Here is a 17,777-nt window from a genome sequence, read left to right as displayed (position 1 = left end):
ATACAGAGGTATTGCGAGGATTTTTGACGCAGTATCGGCGGAAAAGGCGCATTTCATAAGTGGCAAGAAGAGTGCAGCAATGCGCTAGTCCCTAAGGTGAATGAAATTATTTCTTAGCGTATTGTGTTTTTCCGAACAGTACTTCTTTTGCCTTGTCGTTATCCAATGGTTTGCGTAAATCGGCCAATACCTGCACGCCACGTTGTACAGCAGGGCGTTTGCTGATGGTATCGAACCAGCGTTTGGCATGCGGGAACTCTACCCAGTCTACACCCTGATTGGCGAAAGAGCGCGTCCAGGGGAAAGTGGCAATGTCGGCAATCGTATAGTCATCGCCAGCCAGGTAGGCAGTTTTTTCCAGTTGTTTATCAATCACGCCATAAATGCGTTTGGTTTCATTGGTATAGCGATTGACGGCATATTCAATCTGCGTCGGCGCATACATGCGGAAATGATGCGCCTGGCCCAGCATGGGACCGACACTACCCATCTGGAACATCAGCCACTGCAGGGTGTCATATTTTTCCCTGTCGGTTTTGCCCAGGAACTGGCCGGTTTTTCCTGCCAGATACAATAAGATGGCACCGGATTCAAACAGGGAAATCGGTTTGCCATCAGGACCATCAGCATCAACGATGGCGGGGATCTTGTTATTGGGTGAAATCGCCAGGAAATCCGCCTTGAACTGGTCGCCATCGCCGATATCTACCGGGATAGCACGGTAAGGCAAGCCGCATTCTTCCAGCATGATGTGTACTTTGTGTCCGTTGGGAGTCGGCCAGGAATAAACGTCTATCATTGCTTTCCTCTTTGCATGGTTGATGAAAACAGCATGCATCCATTATGCATAGATTCGGACATTTGTGCTTCAGTTGCCGGTAAATACTATTTTTACCTCCGCAGACCTACGTGCTCTCACTTCTCACGCTACGGCTGACCTTCAGTGCCGGTGACACAGATAGCCTGGTCCAAGCCTATGATGCTATTGTTTAACTTTGTCTCTTGTTGACCAATTCCCGCAGCATCTTATGAAAAATAACGCGCTTTCTTCCTTCTTGGCTCTGCATGTAGCAGTTTTCCTTTTCGGAGCGGCGGGGGTAGTGGGCAAGCTGCTGGCAACGGGTGCACTGTTGCTGGTGTTTGGTCGTACCTTGTTTGCCGCGCTGAGTTTGTTGCCACTGCTGGCCTTGCAGGGGCAATTGCATTTTCGAGGCATTCCCAAGACCGTGATTCTGTGCGGGGTATTGCTGGCCATGCACTGGCTGACTTTTTTCGCCTCTTTGAATTTTGCGCCGGTTGCTTTTGGTCTCATGGGTTTTGCCAGTTTTCCTTTATTTGTCGCCTTGCTTGAACCCTGGTTTTTTAAAGAAACCAGGCGCGCATCAGATGCCTGGGCTGCGCTACTGGTGGTGACAGGCATGGTGGTGATGGTCAGTGATGCATCCTGGAACGGAGGCGCGGTCATTGCGCTGGCGCTGGGCATTTTGTCGGGCCTTAGTTTTGCATTTTTGGCGATGGCGAATCGCTGGCAGGGAGGGCAGATTCCTGCATTCAAACTGGCATTCCTGCAAAACGGCGTGGCTGCACTGGTGCTTTTGCCGTGGGTACTGGGCTTGGGTGTAATGTCTGACGTTGCACCACAGACCTGGTATGGGCTGGTGTTGCTGGGTGTTGTTTTTACTGCCTTGTCACATGGATTGTTCATGTTCAGCCTGCGCCGCTTGTCTACCAGTTTCGCCAGTCTCATGACTTCGCTGGAGCCTGTTTACGGCATGTTGCTGGCTTACTTTTTTCTGCATGAAACGCCAAGCATGCGCGAATTGATTGGTGCAGCCATTGTGCTTGCAGCGACTGCGTATGCTAGTTATCAACATGAGCGGCATTAGGTACGGTTTTTTTCTGCGGCTGGTTTTGGAATCTATTGTCAGCACGCATTGTCGGTGCACATTATTTCCTGTTTTTGTAGTGGCGTTACTTATCGGTTTTAGTACTGTTGGAAAAAGTAGACAAAATAATCTAGACAAATTAATCTAGACCATATATTCTACATTCACATCAACACGAGCCATCAGCAAGCCATGACCAAAAATACCTCGCGCAAACCTACCGCCGCAGAACTCGACTTACTGCGCCTGATCTGGCAAACCGGGCCGGCAACAGTCAAGGAAGTGCATCAGGCTGCCATCAAAGACCGGCCAGAATTAAGCTATGCAACGGTTTTGCGCCTGATGCAGGTCATGCATACCAAGGGCTTGCTCAACAGGGATGAAGAGCAGCGCTCGCACATCTATGCCGCAGCACAGGCCCAGGATTCCTTGCAGACCAATCTCTTGAAGGATTTGATACACAAGGCGTTCTCCGGTTCGGCAAAAGACCTGGTCATGGCCGCTCTGCGCGGACATGTCAGCAAGGAAGAGCGGGCCGAGATACAGAAATTGTTGAATGAGGAAAAAAAATGAATCAATTTCTTCCATCCCTTATCAACGCCCTGGGTTGGGCCTTGCTGCACTTTGTGTGGCAAGGCCTGTTGATCGCCTTGTTCCTGGCCCTGCTGTTGAAGTGCATCGGCCCTGCTCAGGCAAGGGCTCGCTATGTCGCCAGTTATATTGCATTGCTGACCTGTATGGTGCTTCCAGCCAGAGAGTTTTGCTCGCGCCTGGGCGTCAGCTATTCCAGTATGGAAGCAGGGGGAATGAGCGATTTGCCGATTCGTCTTGGTTTGAATCAGTCAAGTTGGATGAATGTATCAGCCTGGCTGGAAATGCATCTGAGCGATATCGTAGTGGCCTGGCTGATATGCGTCGCCTTACTGGCTGTGCGCATGGGTGCTGGCTTGCTATGGATAGGCAGTTATGCCAGTTCCCGGCGCAGCAAGCCAGACCTGTGGTGGCAGGCACGCATCGATCAACTGAGCCAACAATTTCAGATTCAGGGCAAGGTAGTGCTGCGTGTCGTGGATGACCTGAATACACCTTTGGTCGTGGGTATTTTTCGCCCGATGATCTTGCTGCCGGGCGCCATGCTGAGCGGCATGCCGGTCGATCTGCTGGAAATGCTGGTGGCGCATGAAATGGCCCATATAAAGCGTCATGATTATTTACTGAACCTGGTTCAGTCCACGATAGAGATGCTGCTGTTTTACCACCCGGCAGTATGGTGGATATCCAGACAGATCCGTCATGACAGAGAAGAAATTGCGGATGATCTTGCCGCAAGAGTCACAGGCGAACCGCGGCGTCTTGCTCTTGCACTTTCTGAATTGGCCAACTTCCAGTTCACAACCCCTCAACTAGCCCAGGCGGCACATGGAGGAAATCTTATGTCTCGTATTAAACGTTTGCTTAAGCCAGAAGTGAAAAGTACAGGTCTGCGCGGTATGTTTGGTGTATTGGGCTTAGCTGCAAGTACCGTCGTCTATGCTGCACATGCGGTTTCCGTTATACCGGTTGCTGCATTGGAAACGACATCCGCTTCACAATTGCTGGCGACGGCAAATCCAGTAGCACCACAGCTTGAAAAACAACTCGAACAGCAACTCGATTCTGACGCCATGCCCAAAAAAGAAATTAAACTGGTGTCGCTGCAAACTAAAGACAAGGAAAAAACAAAACCTGCGTCTGAAGAAAAAAATTCGGTCCAGTCGGCAGATGCAACGAAGATTGATGCCGACGCTCCCCAGGTAAAAAACAGGCTTGCTGCTGACACAGCCAAAAACCGTTTCGATTTCACTTCCTGTTATCCAAAATATCCGAGAAGTGCCTTGCGTAACGGAGAAACCGGTGTAACGTCACTTGCATTTTTGGTCAAAGCCAATGGTTTGATTGATGATGTGACCGTGCTTGATTCCAGCGGAAACCTGTCATTGGATGCCGCCGCAGCGCAGGCTTTTAGAGGATGCAAGGTCAAGCCTGCGGTAGTGAATGGGAAAGCGGTTGCACTTCGGTCAAAAATCAGATTTATATGGAAACTGAGTTGATTCGCATATCGCTCTTTATTGCGACGTGATTTCTAATGTGAGCCCAAATACATCCGGGGGATAAATGAACGAGTTTCTTCCTGTTCTTGTGAATGCACTTGGCTGGACACTATTGCACTTTATTTGGCAAGGCAGCCTGATTGCTCTGGCGCTGGCTTTATTGCAGACTCTGATTGGACATCGCCATCTCAGATTGCGTTATGTCAGCAGTTACATTGCTTTGCTTGCCTGCATTATTGTGCCAGCAAGGGAGTTGTATTTGCACCTGGGGACCTCTGCAACTGGCAGGGACGTACAGGTATTGAGCGAGATGTTGGTTTATCCGGTGTGGAATTCAAACGGAACGATGAACATATCAGCCTGGCTGGAAATGCGTCTGAGTGACATTGTAATAGCCTGGCTGATATGCGTTGCCTTACTGGCCGTGCGCATGGGTGCTGGCCTGCTATGGATAGGCAGTTATGCCAGTTCCCGGCGCAGCAAGCCAGACCTGTGGTGGCAGGCGCGCGTCGATCAGTTGAGTAATCAATTCCGGATTCAGGGCAAGGTAGTGCTGCGTGTAGTGGATGATCTGAATACACCTTTGGTCGTTGGTATTTTTCGCCCGATGATCTTGCTGCCGGGCGCCATGCTGAGTGGCATGCCGGTCGACCTGCTGGAAATGCTGGTGGCGCATGAAATGGCCCATATCAAACGTCATGATTATTTGCTGAACCTGGTTCAGGCCACGATAGAAATGCTGTTTTTTTATCACCCGACAGTATGGTGGATATCCAGACAGATCCGTCATGACAGAGAAGAAATTGCGGACGATCTTGCCGCAAGAGTCACAGGCGAACCGCGGCGTCTTGCTCTTGCACTTTCTGAATTGGCCAACTTCCAGTTCACAACCCCTCAACTAGCCCAGGCGGCACATGGAGGAAATCTTATGTCTCGTATTAAACGTCTCGTCAAACCTGAAGTAAGCACAATCAACTGGAAGGCCGCGCTTGCCATTCTGGGTATCACTACCAGTTGCCTGGCCGTGTATGCGCAGGCAAATGTCCCGGTAGCAGCAGTTGCGATAGTCGCATCAACCGAAATCAGCCAGCAAGTCATGGATGCAGCAAAATTGGCAAATGAAAGAGATGGGGATAAAAAGCCAATCATCGATTTTAAAGACTGCAGGCCAGAATATCCCCGGGCGTCAATCCGTCGTGAAGAAACGGGAGTTGTCCAGACATCGGTATTGGTTGCTTCCGATGGACAGATATTAAAAGCCAAAGTGGATCGTTCAACAGGCTTCCCGGATTTGGATAATGCTGTTACTAGCGCTCTTGAAAACTGTGCCGTCAAGGCGATTCCAGGGCAAGTAAAAGGCGAAAATGCCATGCTGTGGGTGAAATTACAGTATGTCTGGAAATTGAAGTAAGTATCAGGCTTTGCTGGTGGCAGCGTGGCTGCCGCCAGCTTCCAATTAAAGATAACGAAGATCAAAATTAATAGATATGATGTTTCGCCATTTCAGATTTTTTCTCCTCGTATTGCTTTCCGTTAGTGCAGAAGCAGGCACATTGCCTGCCTATCCCTTTATTCACGTCAACGGCAGCGCTACGATCACTTTGCCAGCCGATGTTGCCGAGATGGATTTTGAACTGACTGCTTTCGAAGCTGGTGCAGACGAAACGCTGACACAGTTAAATACCCAATCCAATGAAGTGCTCGAATTTTTGTTGAGCCATCACATTGCTTCAATTGATATTGAGGCACACGACACCAGGAAATTGGTCAGCGCGAATGAAATGCAGGCAAATGAGCTGCGCCTGCAACGTCACCGCCTGATCAGGACGTTTCATATCTATGTCAAAAATCTGGAGCAATGGAACGTAATGACGCAATATCTGCTTTCCAGACCTTATCTCGGCAATTTCTCAGTGCGCTTTGGGCGTACGGACTATGCGCAAATTGAACATCAACTGACAGCTAAAGCGGCAGACAATGCCAGGGACAGGGCGAAGGAATTGGCTGCGGGTTTCTCTGTCAAACTGGTGGGGCCAACCGCAGTTTCCGAACAGGCTTTGAGTCGGATAGACAGTGAGCTTGGGCTGGATGGGGCTAGACTGGTACAAACGAATTCCAGTGCTGGTGACAAACCTACCATGACAGATCTGTCTTTGCCAGGCGCATTGATGTACAAGAAATCCGTCAACGTGATTTTTCGTACCCGATGATGTCGAGTTGATGTGTTGTGCGCAATTCATGGGCCTATTGAATTGCGCACAAACCTCAAATAAGTCTTGAATATTTAAGATCGCGTAATCGGCAAACCCAGGTCTTCATTCAAACTGATGTGCTTTGCCAGCTCCAGTTTGGCGATCGCATTTCTGTGTACTTCATCCGGACCGTCTGCCAGGCGTAAAGTGCGGTTGCCAGCCCATTGTGCAGCCAGCGGAAAATCGCCGGAAACGCCACCCGCACCGTGGGCTTGTATGGCCCAGTCCAGCACTTGCTGCGTGACATTCGGTGCCAGGACCTTGATCATGGCAATTTCTGCCTGTGCATGCTTGTTGCCGACCGTATCCATCATGTAGGCAGCCTTCAGGGTCAGCAGGCGCGCTGTATCGATTTGTATGCGTGATTCGGCAATGCGCTCACGCCAGATGCTTTGTTCAGAAATTTTCTTGCCAAAGGCAGTGCGGCTGTTCAGGCGCTTGCACATCAATTCCAGCGCACGTTCTGCCACGCCTATGGCGCGCATGCAGTGATGGATGCGGCCTGGGCCAAGGCGACCTTGTGCAATTTCGAAACCACGGCCTTCACCCAGAAGGATATTCGATGCCGACACGCGCACGTTTTCAAACAGGATTTCGCAATGGCCATGTGGCGCATCATCGTAACCAAAGACGGGCAGAGGGCGGACTACGGTGATGCCCGGGGTTTTGGCGTCGACCAGTATCATCGACTGTTGTGAATGGCGGGCGGCAGTGAAATCGGTCTTGCCCATCAGGATGTACACAGAACAACGCGGGTCACCGGCGCCGGATATCCACCATTTGTGGCCATTGATGACATAGTCAGCGCCATCGCGGTCGATACGGGTTTCGATATTGGTGGCGTCTGATGAGGCGACGCCAGGTTCAGTCATGGCAAAGGCAGAACGGATTTCACCGCGCAACAGTGGTTCCAGCCATTGTTTTTTGTGTTCTTCGCTGCCATAGCGTTCTATGGTTTCCATATTGCCGGTGTCTGGGGCGGAACAGTTGAATACCTCTGGTGCCCAGCCAACACGGCCCATGATTTCGCACAGCGGGGCGTAATCCAGGTTTGACAGGCCTTCTGGCGCACGGACCGATTTTGGTAAGAATAAATTCCACAAACCTTGCGCACGTGCTTTCGGTTTTAAATCTTCTATGATCTGGGTGGCGATCCAGCGATTACCTTTTTCCAGGCCATTGCGGTCTATTTCTTCCTTGTAGGCTTTTTCATTCGGGTAGATATGTTCATCCATGAAACGCAAGAGCCGGCCTTGCAAGTCTTTACAGCGATCTGAGTATTCGAATTCCATGTTGTCTCCAATGATATTGTTCGTTTTGCGCTACTGTGGATCTGAAAGAATTTACCGCCTGAATTTATAATTGTTTTTTAGCGTAACTCCAGCCCAGTTCCGCCATGGGACGGGCTGCTTCGCCAGATTTTTTTGCCTGGGCACTGGATGCCGTGCCATCGACATAGCGCTTCATGATGCCTTGCAAAATCCCCGCCATGCGGAACAGGTTATAGGCCAGATAGAAGTTGAAATCTTCCTGACGTATGGTCTTGCCAGTGCGTTCGCAATATTTGGCGATGTATTCCTGCTCATTGGGGATGCCCATGCCCTTGTGATCAAGACCGGCAATGCCACGGAACTGGCCAGGTGTCACATGCCAGCTCATGCAGTGATAAGAAAAATCAGCAAGTGGATGACCGAGTGTCGACAGTTCCCAATCCAGTATTGCCATGATGCGTGGCTCGGTCGGGTGGAACATCATATTGTCGAGGCGGTAATCACCATGCACGATACTGGTGTCGTCACCAGGCGGAATATTATGCGGTAGCCATTCTATGAGCTTGTCCATGGCTTCGATTTTTTCAGTTTCGGAGGCACGATACTGCTTGGTCCAGCGGTCTATCTGGCGGGCAAAATAATTGCCAGGCTTGCCGTAATCGGCCAAACCTATGGCGGCATAGTCTATGGTATGCAATTGGGCGATGACGCGGTTCATTTCATCGTAGATATCTGCCCGTTGCGCAGGCGTCATGCCGGGCAGGGATTGATCCCACAGTACACGACCATCGACAAATTCCATGATGTAAAACGCGCGACCTATGACGTCTTCATCGGTGCACAATGCATATTGGCGTGCAGCCGGAAAGCCTGCCTTGTTCAAGGCATTCATGACCTTGAATTCACGTTCTATGGCATGGGCAGAAGGCAGCAGTTTGGCGACAGGTCCAGGTTTGGCACGCATCACATAGCGTTGGTCGCCTGCACTGAGTTTGAAAGTGGGGTTGGACTGGCCACCCTTGAATTGCTCAACCACCAGCTTGTCTGCCAGCGAGGCATCGAAACCCTCAACATGCTGGCGCATATAGTCTGCCAGCGCTGCCACATCAAATTTCTGACGCTCGGCCACCGGCATGGTGCCCATGAATTCTTCAAACATCGGTGTCTCCCAATTGTTTCAGTTTTAGTATGATCTTACGCCTGGCGCAGGTGAATGTGCTGGATGGGCTAAAACTATTCTAACTCAAATAATAGAACGTTCGTACTATTTATTGTGTGCTTATGCTATTTGTTTATTTTTCAATGACGGTATTGATGATAGTTAGTGGACTGTAACAGTTTGAAAGCAAAGAGTTTGTCGTTGCGAACGGTTCTTGCTCTTAGTGGAAGGTGGGGGCAGTTGCGTAGCGATTTGTCTGTTTTGAAGACTTGCTTAAGAAGAGGCGTTTCAAGCTCCTTCCCCTTCAAGGGGAAGCTTGGGATGGGGATGGGTTTCTGCCGCAAATACATTTATCGTCAATTGACCGAAACCCATCCCCACCCTGACCCTCCCCTTGAAAGGGAGTGGATTTGTCAGTAATTCCTGCTAAAACAAACTATATTGTTCAAAGCAGATTCAACACCCCATCCAGCCCGACAAAATTCAATGCCACATCTGCCTGCGCCCGCACCACAGGCTTGGCCCTGAATGCGACTGACAAGCCAGAAACTTTCATCATCTTCAAATCATTTGCGCCGTCACCCATGACGATGGCCTGGCTGGTGGAAATGCCCATTTCGGCGCAGACGCGTTCGACGGTTCTTTGTTTTTCATCCGCATCAACGATGGTGCCGACGACTTTGCCGGTCAGTTTGCCATCCTGGATTTCAAGTACATTGGAGTGGGTGTAGTCGAGGTTCAGGCGTGATTTCATGCGGTCGGTAAAGAAGGTGAAGCCGCCGGACACCAGCAAAGTCTTGAGGCCGGCTTGCTGTATGGCCTTCAGCATCTGGCCTGCACCCAGGGACAGTTGCAGGCGTTCGTCATACACGCGTTGCAGGGCGCTGGCATCCAGGCCTTTGAGCAGGGCAACGCGACGGGTCAGGCTTTCCTGGAATTCCAGTTCGCCGCGCATGGCGGCTTCGGTGATTTCGGCCACTTGCGGTTTCAGGCCCTGCATGTCGGCTATTTCATCAATGCATTCTATGGTGATCAGGGTTGAATCCATGTCCATGGCGACCAGTTTGAAATCGGCCAGAGCAAGTTGCTGGTCCAGGGCAGTGATGTCCAGTTGTGAGGCAAAGCAGCGTTCGCGTATGGCGGTCAGTGCCTGCTCATCACATTCAGCTTCATCCAGGCGCACTGCCTGAGCATTCAGTTGCACCAGTTTTGCTTTGGTCTGGCTGGCGATGTCCTGAATGAGTGCAGTGTAATTGCTGAGCGTGTTGTTCAAGCCTTGTATGGTCAAATGCATGGTCGTCTCTTATATTCAGTAAATTTAATGCAGCGCTTTGATGGTGGCCTTGATCTGGGCTACACGGCTGGCCAGGTCGGGCATGGCGGCTGTGATGCGCAACTTGTCCTGACCATTCAGTTTGATGTGCTTGTTTTTTTGCACCAGTTCTATGATGCGCATGCCATCTATCGGTGGCTTGGGTTCAAACTGCAGGGTCGCGGCTTCGCTATGGGCATCGATCTTGATGATGCCCAACGGCTTGGCGGCGACGCGCAGTCTATGCGTTTCCAGTAGGGACTTCACGGGTTCGGGCAGCTTGCCAAAGCGGTCTATCATTTCTTCCTGCATGTCATCAATGCCGTTGGCGCTGTTGCAATTGGCCAGGCGTTTGTAGATGGACAGGCGTTCATGCACATCGCCACAGAATTCATTCGGCAGCAGGGCAGGGATGTGCAGGTTGATTTCTGTCGTGCTTGACAATGGTGCGGCCAGATCAGGTTCCTTGCCATTCTTCAGTGAGCGTACTGCTTCACTCAGCATGTCGGAATACATCTGGAAACCAATTTCATGCATTTCGCCAGACTGGTTATCACCCAGCACTTCTCCGGCACCACGAATTTCCAGATCGTGCATGGCCAGGTAAAAGCCGCTACCCAGTTCTTCCATTTGCTGGATGGCTTCAAGCCGGCGATTCGCCTGCTTGGTCAGGCTTTGCACATCATGTACCAGCAAATAGGCATAGGCCTGGTGGTGGGAGCGACCTACGCGGCCACGCAATTGATGCAACTGCGCCAGGCCGAATTTGTCAGCCCTGTGCATGATGATGGTATTAGCGGTTGGTACGTCGATACCGGTTTCAATAATAGTGGTACACAGCAAGATATTATGGCGCTGGGCCACAAAGTCACGCATGACTTTTTCCAGGTCACGCTCATGCATCTGACCATGTGCCACGATCACGCGCGCTTCTGGCAGCAGGGCTTCCAGCATGGCCTTGCGGTTTTCTATGGTCTCAACTTCATTGTGCAGGAAATACACCTGGCCACCGCGTTTCAGTTCACGCAGACAGGCTTCGCGGATGACAGAATCATCTTCACCGCGTACAAAGGTTTTGATCGCCAGCCGTTTTTGCGGCGCAGTGGCGATGATGGAAAAGTCACGCAAACCTTCCAGCGCCATACCCAGGGTGCGTGGTATCGGTGTTGCTGTCAGCGTCAACACATCGACTTCGGCGCGCAGGGCCTTCAGGGCTTCTTTCTGGCGCACGCCAAAACGGTGTTCTTCGTCGATGATGACCAAGCCAAGTCGAGAGAATTTGACATCAGCGGACAGCAATTTATGCGTGCCAATGACGATGTCGATGGTGCCGTCGCCCATGCCCTTCATGGCCAGGCTGATTTCCTTGCCGGAGCGGAAGCGCGATAGTTCAGCAATCTTCACTGGCCAGTTGGCAAAGCGGTCGGCAAAGGTTTGGGCATGCTGTTCGGCCAGCAAGGTGGTGGGTGCCAGGATGGCGACTTGCTTGCCACCCATGACGGCAACAAAGGCCGCCCGCAAGGCCACTTCCGTCTTGCCAAAACCAACATCGCCGCAGATCAGTCTGTCCATGGGCTTACCCGAGGTCATGTCGCCAATCACGGCGGTGATGGCGGCTGCCTGGTCTGGGGTTTCATCAAAGCCAAAACTGTCGGCAAAGGCTTCATAGTCACGCGCAGAATATTCAAAGGCGTGGCCCTGGCGCGCGGCGCGGCGGGCATACAGGTTCAGCAATTCGGCGGCGGTATCGCGGATTTGCTGCGCGGCTTTTTTCTTGGCTTTTTCCCATTGGCCTGAACCCAGGCTGTGCAAGGGTGCATCATCTGGCGAAGCACCGGAATAGCGCGAAATCACATGCAGTTGCGATACCGGCACATACAGCTTGGTGTCTTTGGCATATTCCAGATGCAGGAATTCGGTTTCGCCTTCACCCAGATCCATACTGATCAGACCCATGTAGCGGCCTATGCCATGGTTGCTATGGACGACGGGATCACCGATTTTCAACTCTGACAGGTCGCGCACCATGTGCTCGACCTGGGTGACGGCTTCCTGTTTTTTGCGGCCTATGCGTTTGCCACTGCCGGCATACAACTCGGCTTCGGTAATGAAGCCCAGGCCATCTGCCAGCACAAAACCGGCGTGCAGCGGGGCCACACCCAGCATCAGTTTGGCGTCTGCCGTGGCAAAGTCGGTATAGCCTTCGCACAGGCTCAGGCGGATATCGTATTCAGTGAAATACTGTTGCAGGGTTTCACGCCGGCCCAGGGTTTCGGCGCAGATCATCACGCGTTTATCTGTTTGCAGCAGGAAAGAACGCAGGTTTGTCAGTGGATCGTCAGCACGGCGATTGACGGCTATATCCGGTAAAAAGCTGGAGACTTCTGAGGCGGCAGCTGCCTTGTCTGTTTCGGCGATGGTCCAGCGTGCCAGCGGTTTCATGGCGGCAAAGAAGTCTTCGTCGCGCAAAAATACGGTTTCTGGTACCAGTACCGGACGTTCGCGGTCAGACTTTAAAAACTGGTAGCGTGAGCGGGTATCGTTCCAGAAGCGTTTGATGGCATCGTCAATATCGCCGATCAGTGCAAAATGCGGGGCTTCGGGCAGGTAATCAAACAGGGTGGCGGTTTGTTCGAAAAACAGCGGCAGATAATATTCTATACCGGCTGAAGGTATGCCATTGCCTATGTCCTTGTAGATGGACGAACGCGAAGGGTCGCCTTCAAAGGTTTCACGCCAGCGGCTGCGGAAGGCTGCCCGCGCCGGTTCATCCATGGGGAATTCGCGTCCCGGCAACAGGCGTACTTCCGGTACCGGGTACAGCGAACGCTGGGTGTCGGCATCAAAAGTGCGTATGGTTTCTATGGTGTCGCCAAACAGGTCGAGACGGTAGGGCAGGGGCGAACCCATGGGAAACAGGTCGATCAGGCCGCCGCGCACTGAATATTCACCCGGCGACATGACCTGGTTGACATGGCTGTAACCGGCCAGCGTCAATTGTGTTTTCAGCCTGGCTTCATCAAGGCGGTCCCCTTTTTTGAAAAAGAAGGTGTAGGCTGCCAGGAAAGACGGTGGTGCCATGCGCAGCAAGGCTGTAGTCGCCGGTGCCAGCAAGACATCACAATTACCGTTCTGGATTTCATGCAGGCTGGCCAGGCGTTCTGATACCAGGTCCTGATGCGGTGAAAACGCATCATAGGGCAGGGTTTCCCAGTCTGGTAGCAAATGGCAGCGCAGTTCTGCATTAAACCAGGGGATTTCATCCAGCAGGCGCTGGGCATCTCCCGGATTGGCAACAAAAATGGTCAGCATGCGCTTTTCCAGCTTGAGCGCGGTAGCGGCTTGCGCCAATGCATACGCATCGGAAGAGCCATGCAGATAAGGAAGTGCCAGCCTGTGGCCGGGTTTGGCTAAAGATTTGCTGAAATCAAATGACATTGCGGCTATATGCGGCTATACGAAAGGATGCCGTAAAACGTATTACGGAACAGGATACGCGGTTAAAATGAGCGCCTCATTATAAACGAAGGGGCTCTTTGATATCAGAGAGCGCAAATCGGGATTGTATGGTCGCGGAAATCACATTACAGGATGAACCACGCTATTTTGCACTGATTCCGGCTGCAGGAGTAGGATCTCGCATGGGGGCGGCTACTCCCAAGCAGTATTTGCAACTGGGTGCTAAGACTATTTTGCAACATACGGTCGATGCTTTTTTAAATTTTGTGCCAGTACAGCATACTTTTGTCGTGGTCAGCGCTGGCGACAGTTATGTCGATACGCATTTGCAAACGGCAGAGAAACTGAGCGTGCTGCGCTGTGGTGGTGATACCCGCAGAGATACAGTACGCAATGGCTTGCGCCAGATGGCATTGCAACTGGGTGCTCAATTGAAGGCGGATGACTGGGTATTGGTGCATGATGCCGCCAGGCCGGGCTTGAATCAACACTTGCTGCACCATTTGCTGGACAACCTGGATGGGCACCCCGTTGGCGGCTTGCTGGCCTTGCCGGTGGTGGATACGGTTAAACAGGTGCTTGATGGCAGGGTGAAGACCGTGTCGCGCGACGGCATGTGGTTGGCGCAGACGCCGCAAATGTTTCGCTATCAACTGCTGTGCGATGCCCTGGACCAGACTGAACAGGTGACGGATGAAGCCAGCGCCATCGAGGCCGCAGGCCATGTGCCAGCATTGGTAGAGGGACATCCCTGCAATGCGAAACTGACGCTGCCGGGCGATCTGGCCCTGATTGCCAGATTGATGGGTATTCCATTTGAAGAGAGAAAGATTGATGCAAAATAAGATGCTGCCCTTCAGAATCGGGCAAGGTTATGACTGTCATGCGTTGGTGCCAGGACGCAAACTGATCATCGGCGGTGTGGATATTGCACACCACACCGGCTTGCTGGGTCATTCCGATGCCGACGTGTTACTGCATGCGATTACCGATGCCTTGTTTGGGGCAGCGGCACTCGGCGATATAGGCAGGCATTTTCCAGATACGGATACACGCTTTGCCGGTGCCAATTCACGGGTGTTATTGCGTGAAGCCGTCAGCCGGATTCATGCAGCTGGCTATCAGGTCGGTAATCTGGATGCCACCATCATTGCCCAGGCACCCAAGATGGCACCGCATATTGCGGCCATGGTGGCGAATATTGCCGGGGATTTGCAGGTAGATGTGAATCAGGTCAACATCAAGGCCAAGACCAATGAGCGTCTCGGTTATCTGGGGCGCGAAGAGGGGATTGCTGCCGAAGCGGTAGTGCTGGTTTTTCCCATGGCAAGCGCCTAAACTGGATGTAGTATTTAAAAACAATGGAGGAGATGCAGTATGAAAAGCGAACACCTGAAGAACTTGTTGACCCAGTTACATCAAGAATTGGCTGGTGCCGGTCCGGTTGATGAAGAGTTGAAATCTTTGCTGGAAACGCTGAGTACTGATATCCAGCAGGTATTGACGACATCGAAACATGACGATCCTGTTTTTGCAGCACTCAGCGAACGCTCACAAGCCTTGTCGGCAAAATTTGCGGCCCAGCACCCCAAACTGGAACCTGCTTTGCGTGAGCTGGGTACCATGCTGGAGAAAATCGGTGTGTAGAAAGACTTTTTAGCAAGTCTCGTTTCAGCTATCCCCACAAAACCGCCGTCATGGCGGTTTCGCATTTTCTGTGCCCGGATAAGCGGGTCTCCAGCTTCTGTTTTCCATTTTTTGACGCGCTCAGCAAGAATTTCATGAACATCCTATAATTTCAGTAATTTGTGAAAATTCAGAAAATTCAGAAAATTGGAAGGCTTGAATATGGAAACGCTAAGTCCGCTGACGCAAAGATTCATCCTGCACTTTGGAGAAATGGGGAGCCGTTGGGGTATTAATCGCACTGTGGGGCAGATATATGCCTTGCTTTATGTGCAAGGCCAGCCGCTGAATGCAGATGATATCGCCGAAGCGCTGAGCTTTTCCCGCTCGAATGTCAGTATGGGCTTGAAAGAATTGCAAGCCTGGCGTCTGGTGAAGTTATTGCACAAGCCGGGTGACAGACGCGAGTATTTTGAACCGCCAAAAGATATCTGGGACATTTTCAAGGCTTTATTGGAAGAGCGCCGGCGACGTGAGATAGAGCCAACCCTGTCCATGCTGCGCGATGCCCTGCTGGAAAACCCTGCCAGTGAAGCCGACAAGCTGGCACAGGAACGCATGCGCGACATGTATCAACTGATTGAATTGTCGACTTCCTGGTTTGATGACGTGCAGCGGCTGTCACCCGAAACCCTGGCTTCACTGATGAAAATGGGCTCCAAAGTGAAAACCATACTGGATATCCGCGATAAATTCCGCTTCGGTGGCAGTGCCACAGGCGAAGCGGATGAAGATGCCGCTCCGGCATCAGAAAAGAGGGCATGATGAATGACTCCTCCTCTTTCTTCTTCAGGCGGCCCGGCCGCCTGAACATCCTGCAACTCGGGACATTGCCCTTGTGGGCGGAAATTTTGCTGGCTATCCTGATCAAGCTGATTGTATTGAGTGCCTTGTGGTATGCCTTTTTCTCTCACCCGCAAACCAGCCATATGCGTTTGCCGACACAAAAGATGGAGCAACACCTGCTGGCGTCAGCAGACCGTGCGTTTGCTGACCATCTGGCCGGATCAGCACCGGCAAAGGCAGAAGCTGTAGCGAATGACAAAACTCCACCTGCATTGAAAGACCGCCATGGCACCGATTGAAGAAGTCGTTAACCTGTCGCGCCTGCAATTTGCGGCGACGGCAATGTATCACTTTCTGTTTGTACCCCTGACCCTGGGTTTGTCGTGGATCCTGGTCATCATGGAATCGGTGTATGTGATGACAGGGCGCGAAATCTATAAGGATATGACGCGCTTCTGGGGCAAGCTGTTTGCCATCAATTTTGCCATGGGCGTCACCACCGGCATCACCCTGGAATTTCAGTTCGGTACCAACTGGTCTTATTATTCGCATTATGTCGGCGATATCTTTGGTACGCCGCTGGCGATTGAAGGCATGATGGCGTTTTTCCTGGAATCCAGCTTTGTCGGGCTGATGTTTTTTGGTTGGAATCGCTTATCCAGGCCTGCCCATCTGGGGGTGACTTTCCTGGTGGCACTGGGTTCGAATCTGTCGGCCTTGTGGATTTTGATTGCCAATGGCTGGATGAATAATCCGGTCGGTGCAGACTTCAATTTTGAAACCATGCGTATGGAACTGGTCAGCCTGAAGGAGGTATTTTTCAACCCTGTTGCCCAGGTCAAGTTTGTACATACCGTGGCGGCCGGGTATGTGGCAGCATCGATGTTTGTGCTGGGAGTCTCGGCCTATTATCTGTTGAAGGCCAGGGATACGGCATTTGCCATCCGCTCTTTCGCGATTGCCTCGGCTTTTGGCCTGGCGTCTACCCTGTCGGTGATTGTATTGGGGGATGAATCAGGCTACACCGCCGGTGAGGTCAACAAGGTCAAACTGGCGACCATAGAAGCTGAATGGGATACTGTACCGGCACCAGCGCCATTCACCGTGATAGGTTTGCCCAACGACAAGGAAGAACGCACCGACTACGCCATCAAGATTCCTTACCTGATGGGGCTGATTGCCACCCGTTCTACCGATACCCAGGTGACGGGCATCAAGGACCTGAAGCAGGAAAACCGGGTCCGCATCGTCAATGGCATGAGGGCCTATGCAGCACTCATGCGCTTGAAATCGGGCGATAAATCGCCAGCCGCAAGAGCAGAATTTGAAAGCCTGAAGAAGGACCTGGGCTACGGACTGTTGCTGAAAAAATATACGGCCAATGTCGTCGATGCCACGCCTGCGCAAATCGACAAGGCCAGCCATGATTCGATTCCCAAGGTGGCACCCATGTTCCTTGGTTTCCGGTTGATGGTGGGTTTGGGGGTACTGTTTTTATTCACCTTTGCCACGTCATTTTATTTTTTGATACGCCGTCGTCTGTCGAAACACAGATGGTTACTGAAGCTGGCTCTGTACAGCATCCCCTTGCCCTGGGTAGCGATAGAAACTGGCTGGATCGTGGCGGAATATGGTCGCCAACCCTGGACTATCTCTGGCGTGCTGCCCACGCATCTATCGGCATCGACCTTGCAGGTGAATGACTTGTATTTCAGTCTGGCCGGTTTCATGGGGTTTTATACCATACTGCTGGTGCTGGAGTTATTCCTGATGTTCAAATACGCGCGATTGGGGCCGAGTGCACTGCATACCGGCAAATACCATTTTGAGACAGGCACCGAGCCGGTACTCAATCAAACTGCAAAGGCATAGGGGC

16 protein-coding genes are annotated in these 17,777 nt (G+C 51.8%); 11 read left to right on the top strand and 5 right to left on the bottom strand.

Annotated elements, in window-relative coordinates:
• Positions 1-106 precede the first annotated feature (106 nt).
• A complete protein-coding gene (locus ACO0LM_RS02975; RefSeq protein ID WP_423034207.1) occupies positions 107-799 on the bottom strand; it encodes a glutathione binding-like protein in 693 nt (230 codons plus the stop codon).
• Positions 800-1,028: 229 nt separating this feature from the next.
• Between ACO0LM_RS02975 and ACO0LM_RS02970 the strand changes: the two genes are divergently transcribed.
• The 5 genes from ACO0LM_RS02970 to ACO0LM_RS02950 all read left to right on the top strand — a co-directional run bounded on the left by ACO0LM_RS02970 (position 1,029) and on the right by ACO0LM_RS02950 (position 6,186).
• Positions 1,029-1,886: a DMT family transporter gene (locus ACO0LM_RS02970; protein WP_423034205.1), complete on the top strand. Its 858-nt coding sequence runs from the start codon at positions 1,029-1,031 to the stop codon at positions 1,884-1,886.
• Positions 1,887-2,078: 192 nt separating this feature from the next.
• Positions 2,079-2,459: a BlaI/MecI/CopY family transcriptional regulator gene (locus tag ACO0LM_RS02965; RefSeq protein ID WP_423034203.1), complete on the top strand. Its 381-nt coding sequence runs from the start codon at positions 2,079-2,081 to the stop codon at positions 2,457-2,459.
• On the top strand, positions 2,456-3,976 hold the full coding sequence (locus ACO0LM_RS02960; protein ID WP_423034201.1) for a TonB family protein: 1,521 nt from the start codon (positions 2,456-2,458) through the stop codon (positions 3,974-3,976). Before ACO0LM_RS02965 ends, ACO0LM_RS02960 begins: the two co-directional genes overlap by 4 nt.
• Before the next feature lie 64 nt (positions 3,977-4,040).
• Entirely contained in the window at positions 4,041-5,387 is a 1,347-nt protein-coding gene (locus ACO0LM_RS02955) for a M56 family metallopeptidase (RefSeq protein WP_423034199.1), read from the top strand.
• A gap of 142 nt (positions 5,388-5,529) precedes the next feature.
• Positions 5,530-6,186, top strand: a complete 657-nt coding sequence (locus ACO0LM_RS02950; protein ID WP_423034197.1) for an SIMPL domain-containing protein — start codon at positions 5,530-5,532, stop codon at positions 6,184-6,186.
• A gap of 74 nt (positions 6,187-6,260) precedes the next feature.
• On the opposite strand, the gene ACO0LM_RS02945 is transcribed toward ACO0LM_RS02950, so the two are convergent.
• The 4 genes from ACO0LM_RS02945 to mfd form a co-directional block, all read right to left on the bottom strand.
• Positions 6,261-7,520 carry an acyl-CoA dehydrogenase family protein gene (locus ACO0LM_RS02945; protein WP_423034195.1) on the bottom strand — a complete coding sequence of 420 codons (1,260 nt, stop codon included), beginning with the start codon at positions 7,518-7,520 and terminating at the stop codon, positions 6,261-6,263.
• Positions 7,521-7,584: 64 nt separating this feature from the next.
• A complete protein-coding gene (locus ACO0LM_RS02940) occupies positions 7,585-8,658 on the bottom strand; it encodes a phosphotransferase (RefSeq protein ID WP_423034193.1) in 1,074 nt (357 codons plus the stop codon).
• A gap of 445 nt (positions 8,659-9,103) precedes the next feature.
• Positions 9,104-9,952 (bottom strand): phosphoserine phosphatase SerB, encoded by an 849-nt coding sequence (gene serB, locus ACO0LM_RS02935; RefSeq protein WP_423034191.1) that lies wholly within the window; start codon positions 9,950-9,952, stop codon positions 9,104-9,106.
• A gap of 24 nt (positions 9,953-9,976) precedes the next feature.
• Positions 9,977-13,408, bottom strand: coding sequence for a transcription-repair coupling factor (gene mfd, locus ACO0LM_RS02930; RefSeq protein WP_423034189.1), 3,432 nt, complete (start codon positions 13,406-13,408; stop codon positions 9,977-9,979).
• Positions 13,409-13,536: 128 nt separating this feature from the next.
• On the opposite strand from mfd, the gene ispD reads away from it, so the two are divergent.
• The 6 genes from ispD (at position 13,537) to ACO0LM_RS02900 (ending at position 17,773) form a co-directional block, all read left to right on the top strand.
• The gene (gene ispD / locus ACO0LM_RS02925) at positions 13,537-14,274 is read left to right on the top strand and encodes a 2-C-methyl-D-erythritol 4-phosphate cytidylyltransferase (protein ID WP_423034187.1); all 738 of its coding nucleotides are present in this window, start codon (positions 13,537-13,539) and stop codon (positions 14,272-14,274) included.
• Entirely contained in the window at positions 14,264-14,767 is a 504-nt protein-coding gene (gene ispF, locus ACO0LM_RS02920) for a 2-C-methyl-D-erythritol 2,4-cyclodiphosphate synthase (RefSeq protein WP_423034185.1), read from the top strand. The genes ispD and ispF overlap by 11 nt, the downstream gene beginning before the upstream one ends.
• A gap of 39 nt (positions 14,768-14,806) precedes the next feature.
• Entirely contained in the window at positions 14,807-15,076 is a 270-nt protein-coding gene (locus ACO0LM_RS02915; RefSeq protein WP_423034183.1) for a DUF4404 family protein, read from the top strand.
• A gap of 201 nt (positions 15,077-15,277) precedes the next feature.
• Entirely contained in the window at positions 15,278-15,880 is a 603-nt protein-coding gene (locus ACO0LM_RS02910) for a GbsR/MarR family transcriptional regulator (RefSeq protein ID WP_423034181.1), read from the top strand.
• Entirely contained in the window at positions 15,877-16,200 is a 324-nt protein-coding gene (gene cydP, locus ACO0LM_RS02905) for a cytochrome oxidase putative small subunit CydP (protein WP_423034179.1), read from the top strand. Before ACO0LM_RS02910 ends, cydP begins: the two co-directional genes overlap by 4 nt.
• Positions 16,187-17,773, top strand: coding sequence for a cytochrome ubiquinol oxidase subunit I (locus ACO0LM_RS02900; protein WP_423034177.1), 1,587 nt, complete (start codon positions 16,187-16,189; stop codon positions 17,771-17,773). Before cydP ends, ACO0LM_RS02900 begins: the two co-directional genes overlap by 14 nt.
• Positions 17,774-17,777 lie beyond the last annotated feature (4 nt).

This window comes from Undibacterium sp. Di26W, from assembly GCF_049340265.1.
Lineage (GTDB): Bacteria > Pseudomonadota > Gammaproteobacteria > Burkholderiales > Burkholderiaceae_D > Undibacterium.
Note: the sequence above shows the minus strand (reverse complement) of the source record. Positions and strands in the feature narration are given on the sequence as shown.

Excerpts from the sequence above, each read along its gene's own strand:
- ACO0LM_RS02900 (WP_423034177.1), top strand. The coding sequence starts at position 16,187 with ATGGCACCGATTGAAGAAGTCGTTAACCTGTCGCGCCTGCAATTTGCG.
- ACO0LM_RS02965 (WP_423034203.1), top strand. The coding sequence starts at position 2,079 with ATGACCAAAAATACCTCGCGCAAACCTACCGCCGCAGAACTCGACTTA.
- ispF (WP_423034185.1), top strand. The coding sequence starts at position 14,264 with ATGCAAAATAAGATGCTGCCCTTCAGAATCGGGCAAGGTTATGACTGT.
- ACO0LM_RS02915 (WP_423034183.1), top strand. The coding sequence starts at position 14,807 with ATGAAAAGCGAACACCTGAAGAACTTGTTGACCCAGTTACATCAAGAA.
- ACO0LM_RS02955 (WP_423034199.1), top strand. The coding sequence starts at position 4,041 with ATGAACGAGTTTCTTCCTGTTCTTGTGAATGCACTTGGCTGGACACTA.
- serB (WP_423034191.1), bottom strand. The coding sequence starts at position 9,952 with ATGCATTTGACCATACAAGGCTTGAACAACACGCTCAGCAATTACACT.
- mfd (WP_423034189.1), bottom strand. The coding sequence starts at position 13,408 with ATGTCATTTGATTTCAGCAAATCTTTAGCCAAACCCGGCCACAGGCTG.
- ACO0LM_RS02970 (WP_423034205.1), top strand. The coding sequence starts at position 1,029 with ATGAAAAATAACGCGCTTTCTTCCTTCTTGGCTCTGCATGTAGCAGTT.
- cydP (WP_423034179.1), top strand. The coding sequence starts at position 15,877 with ATGATGAATGACTCCTCCTCTTTCTTCTTCAGGCGGCCCGGCCGCCTG.
- ACO0LM_RS02960 (WP_423034201.1), top strand. The coding sequence starts at position 2,456 with ATGAATCAATTTCTTCCATCCCTTATCAACGCCCTGGGTTGGGCCTTG.
- ACO0LM_RS02945 (WP_423034195.1), bottom strand. The coding sequence starts at position 7,520 with ATGGAATTCGAATACTCAGATCGCTGTAAAGACTTGCAAGGCCGGCTC.
- ACO0LM_RS02910 (WP_423034181.1), top strand. The coding sequence starts at position 15,278 with ATGGAAACGCTAAGTCCGCTGACGCAAAGATTCATCCTGCACTTTGGA.
- ACO0LM_RS02975 (WP_423034207.1), bottom strand. The coding sequence starts at position 799 with ATGATAGACGTTTATTCCTGGCCGACTCCCAACGGACACAAAGTACAC.
- ACO0LM_RS02940 (WP_423034193.1), bottom strand. The coding sequence starts at position 8,658 with ATGTTTGAAGAATTCATGGGCACCATGCCGGTGGCCGAGCGTCAGAAA.
- ispD (WP_423034187.1), top strand. The coding sequence starts at position 13,537 with ATGGTCGCGGAAATCACATTACAGGATGAACCACGCTATTTTGCACTG.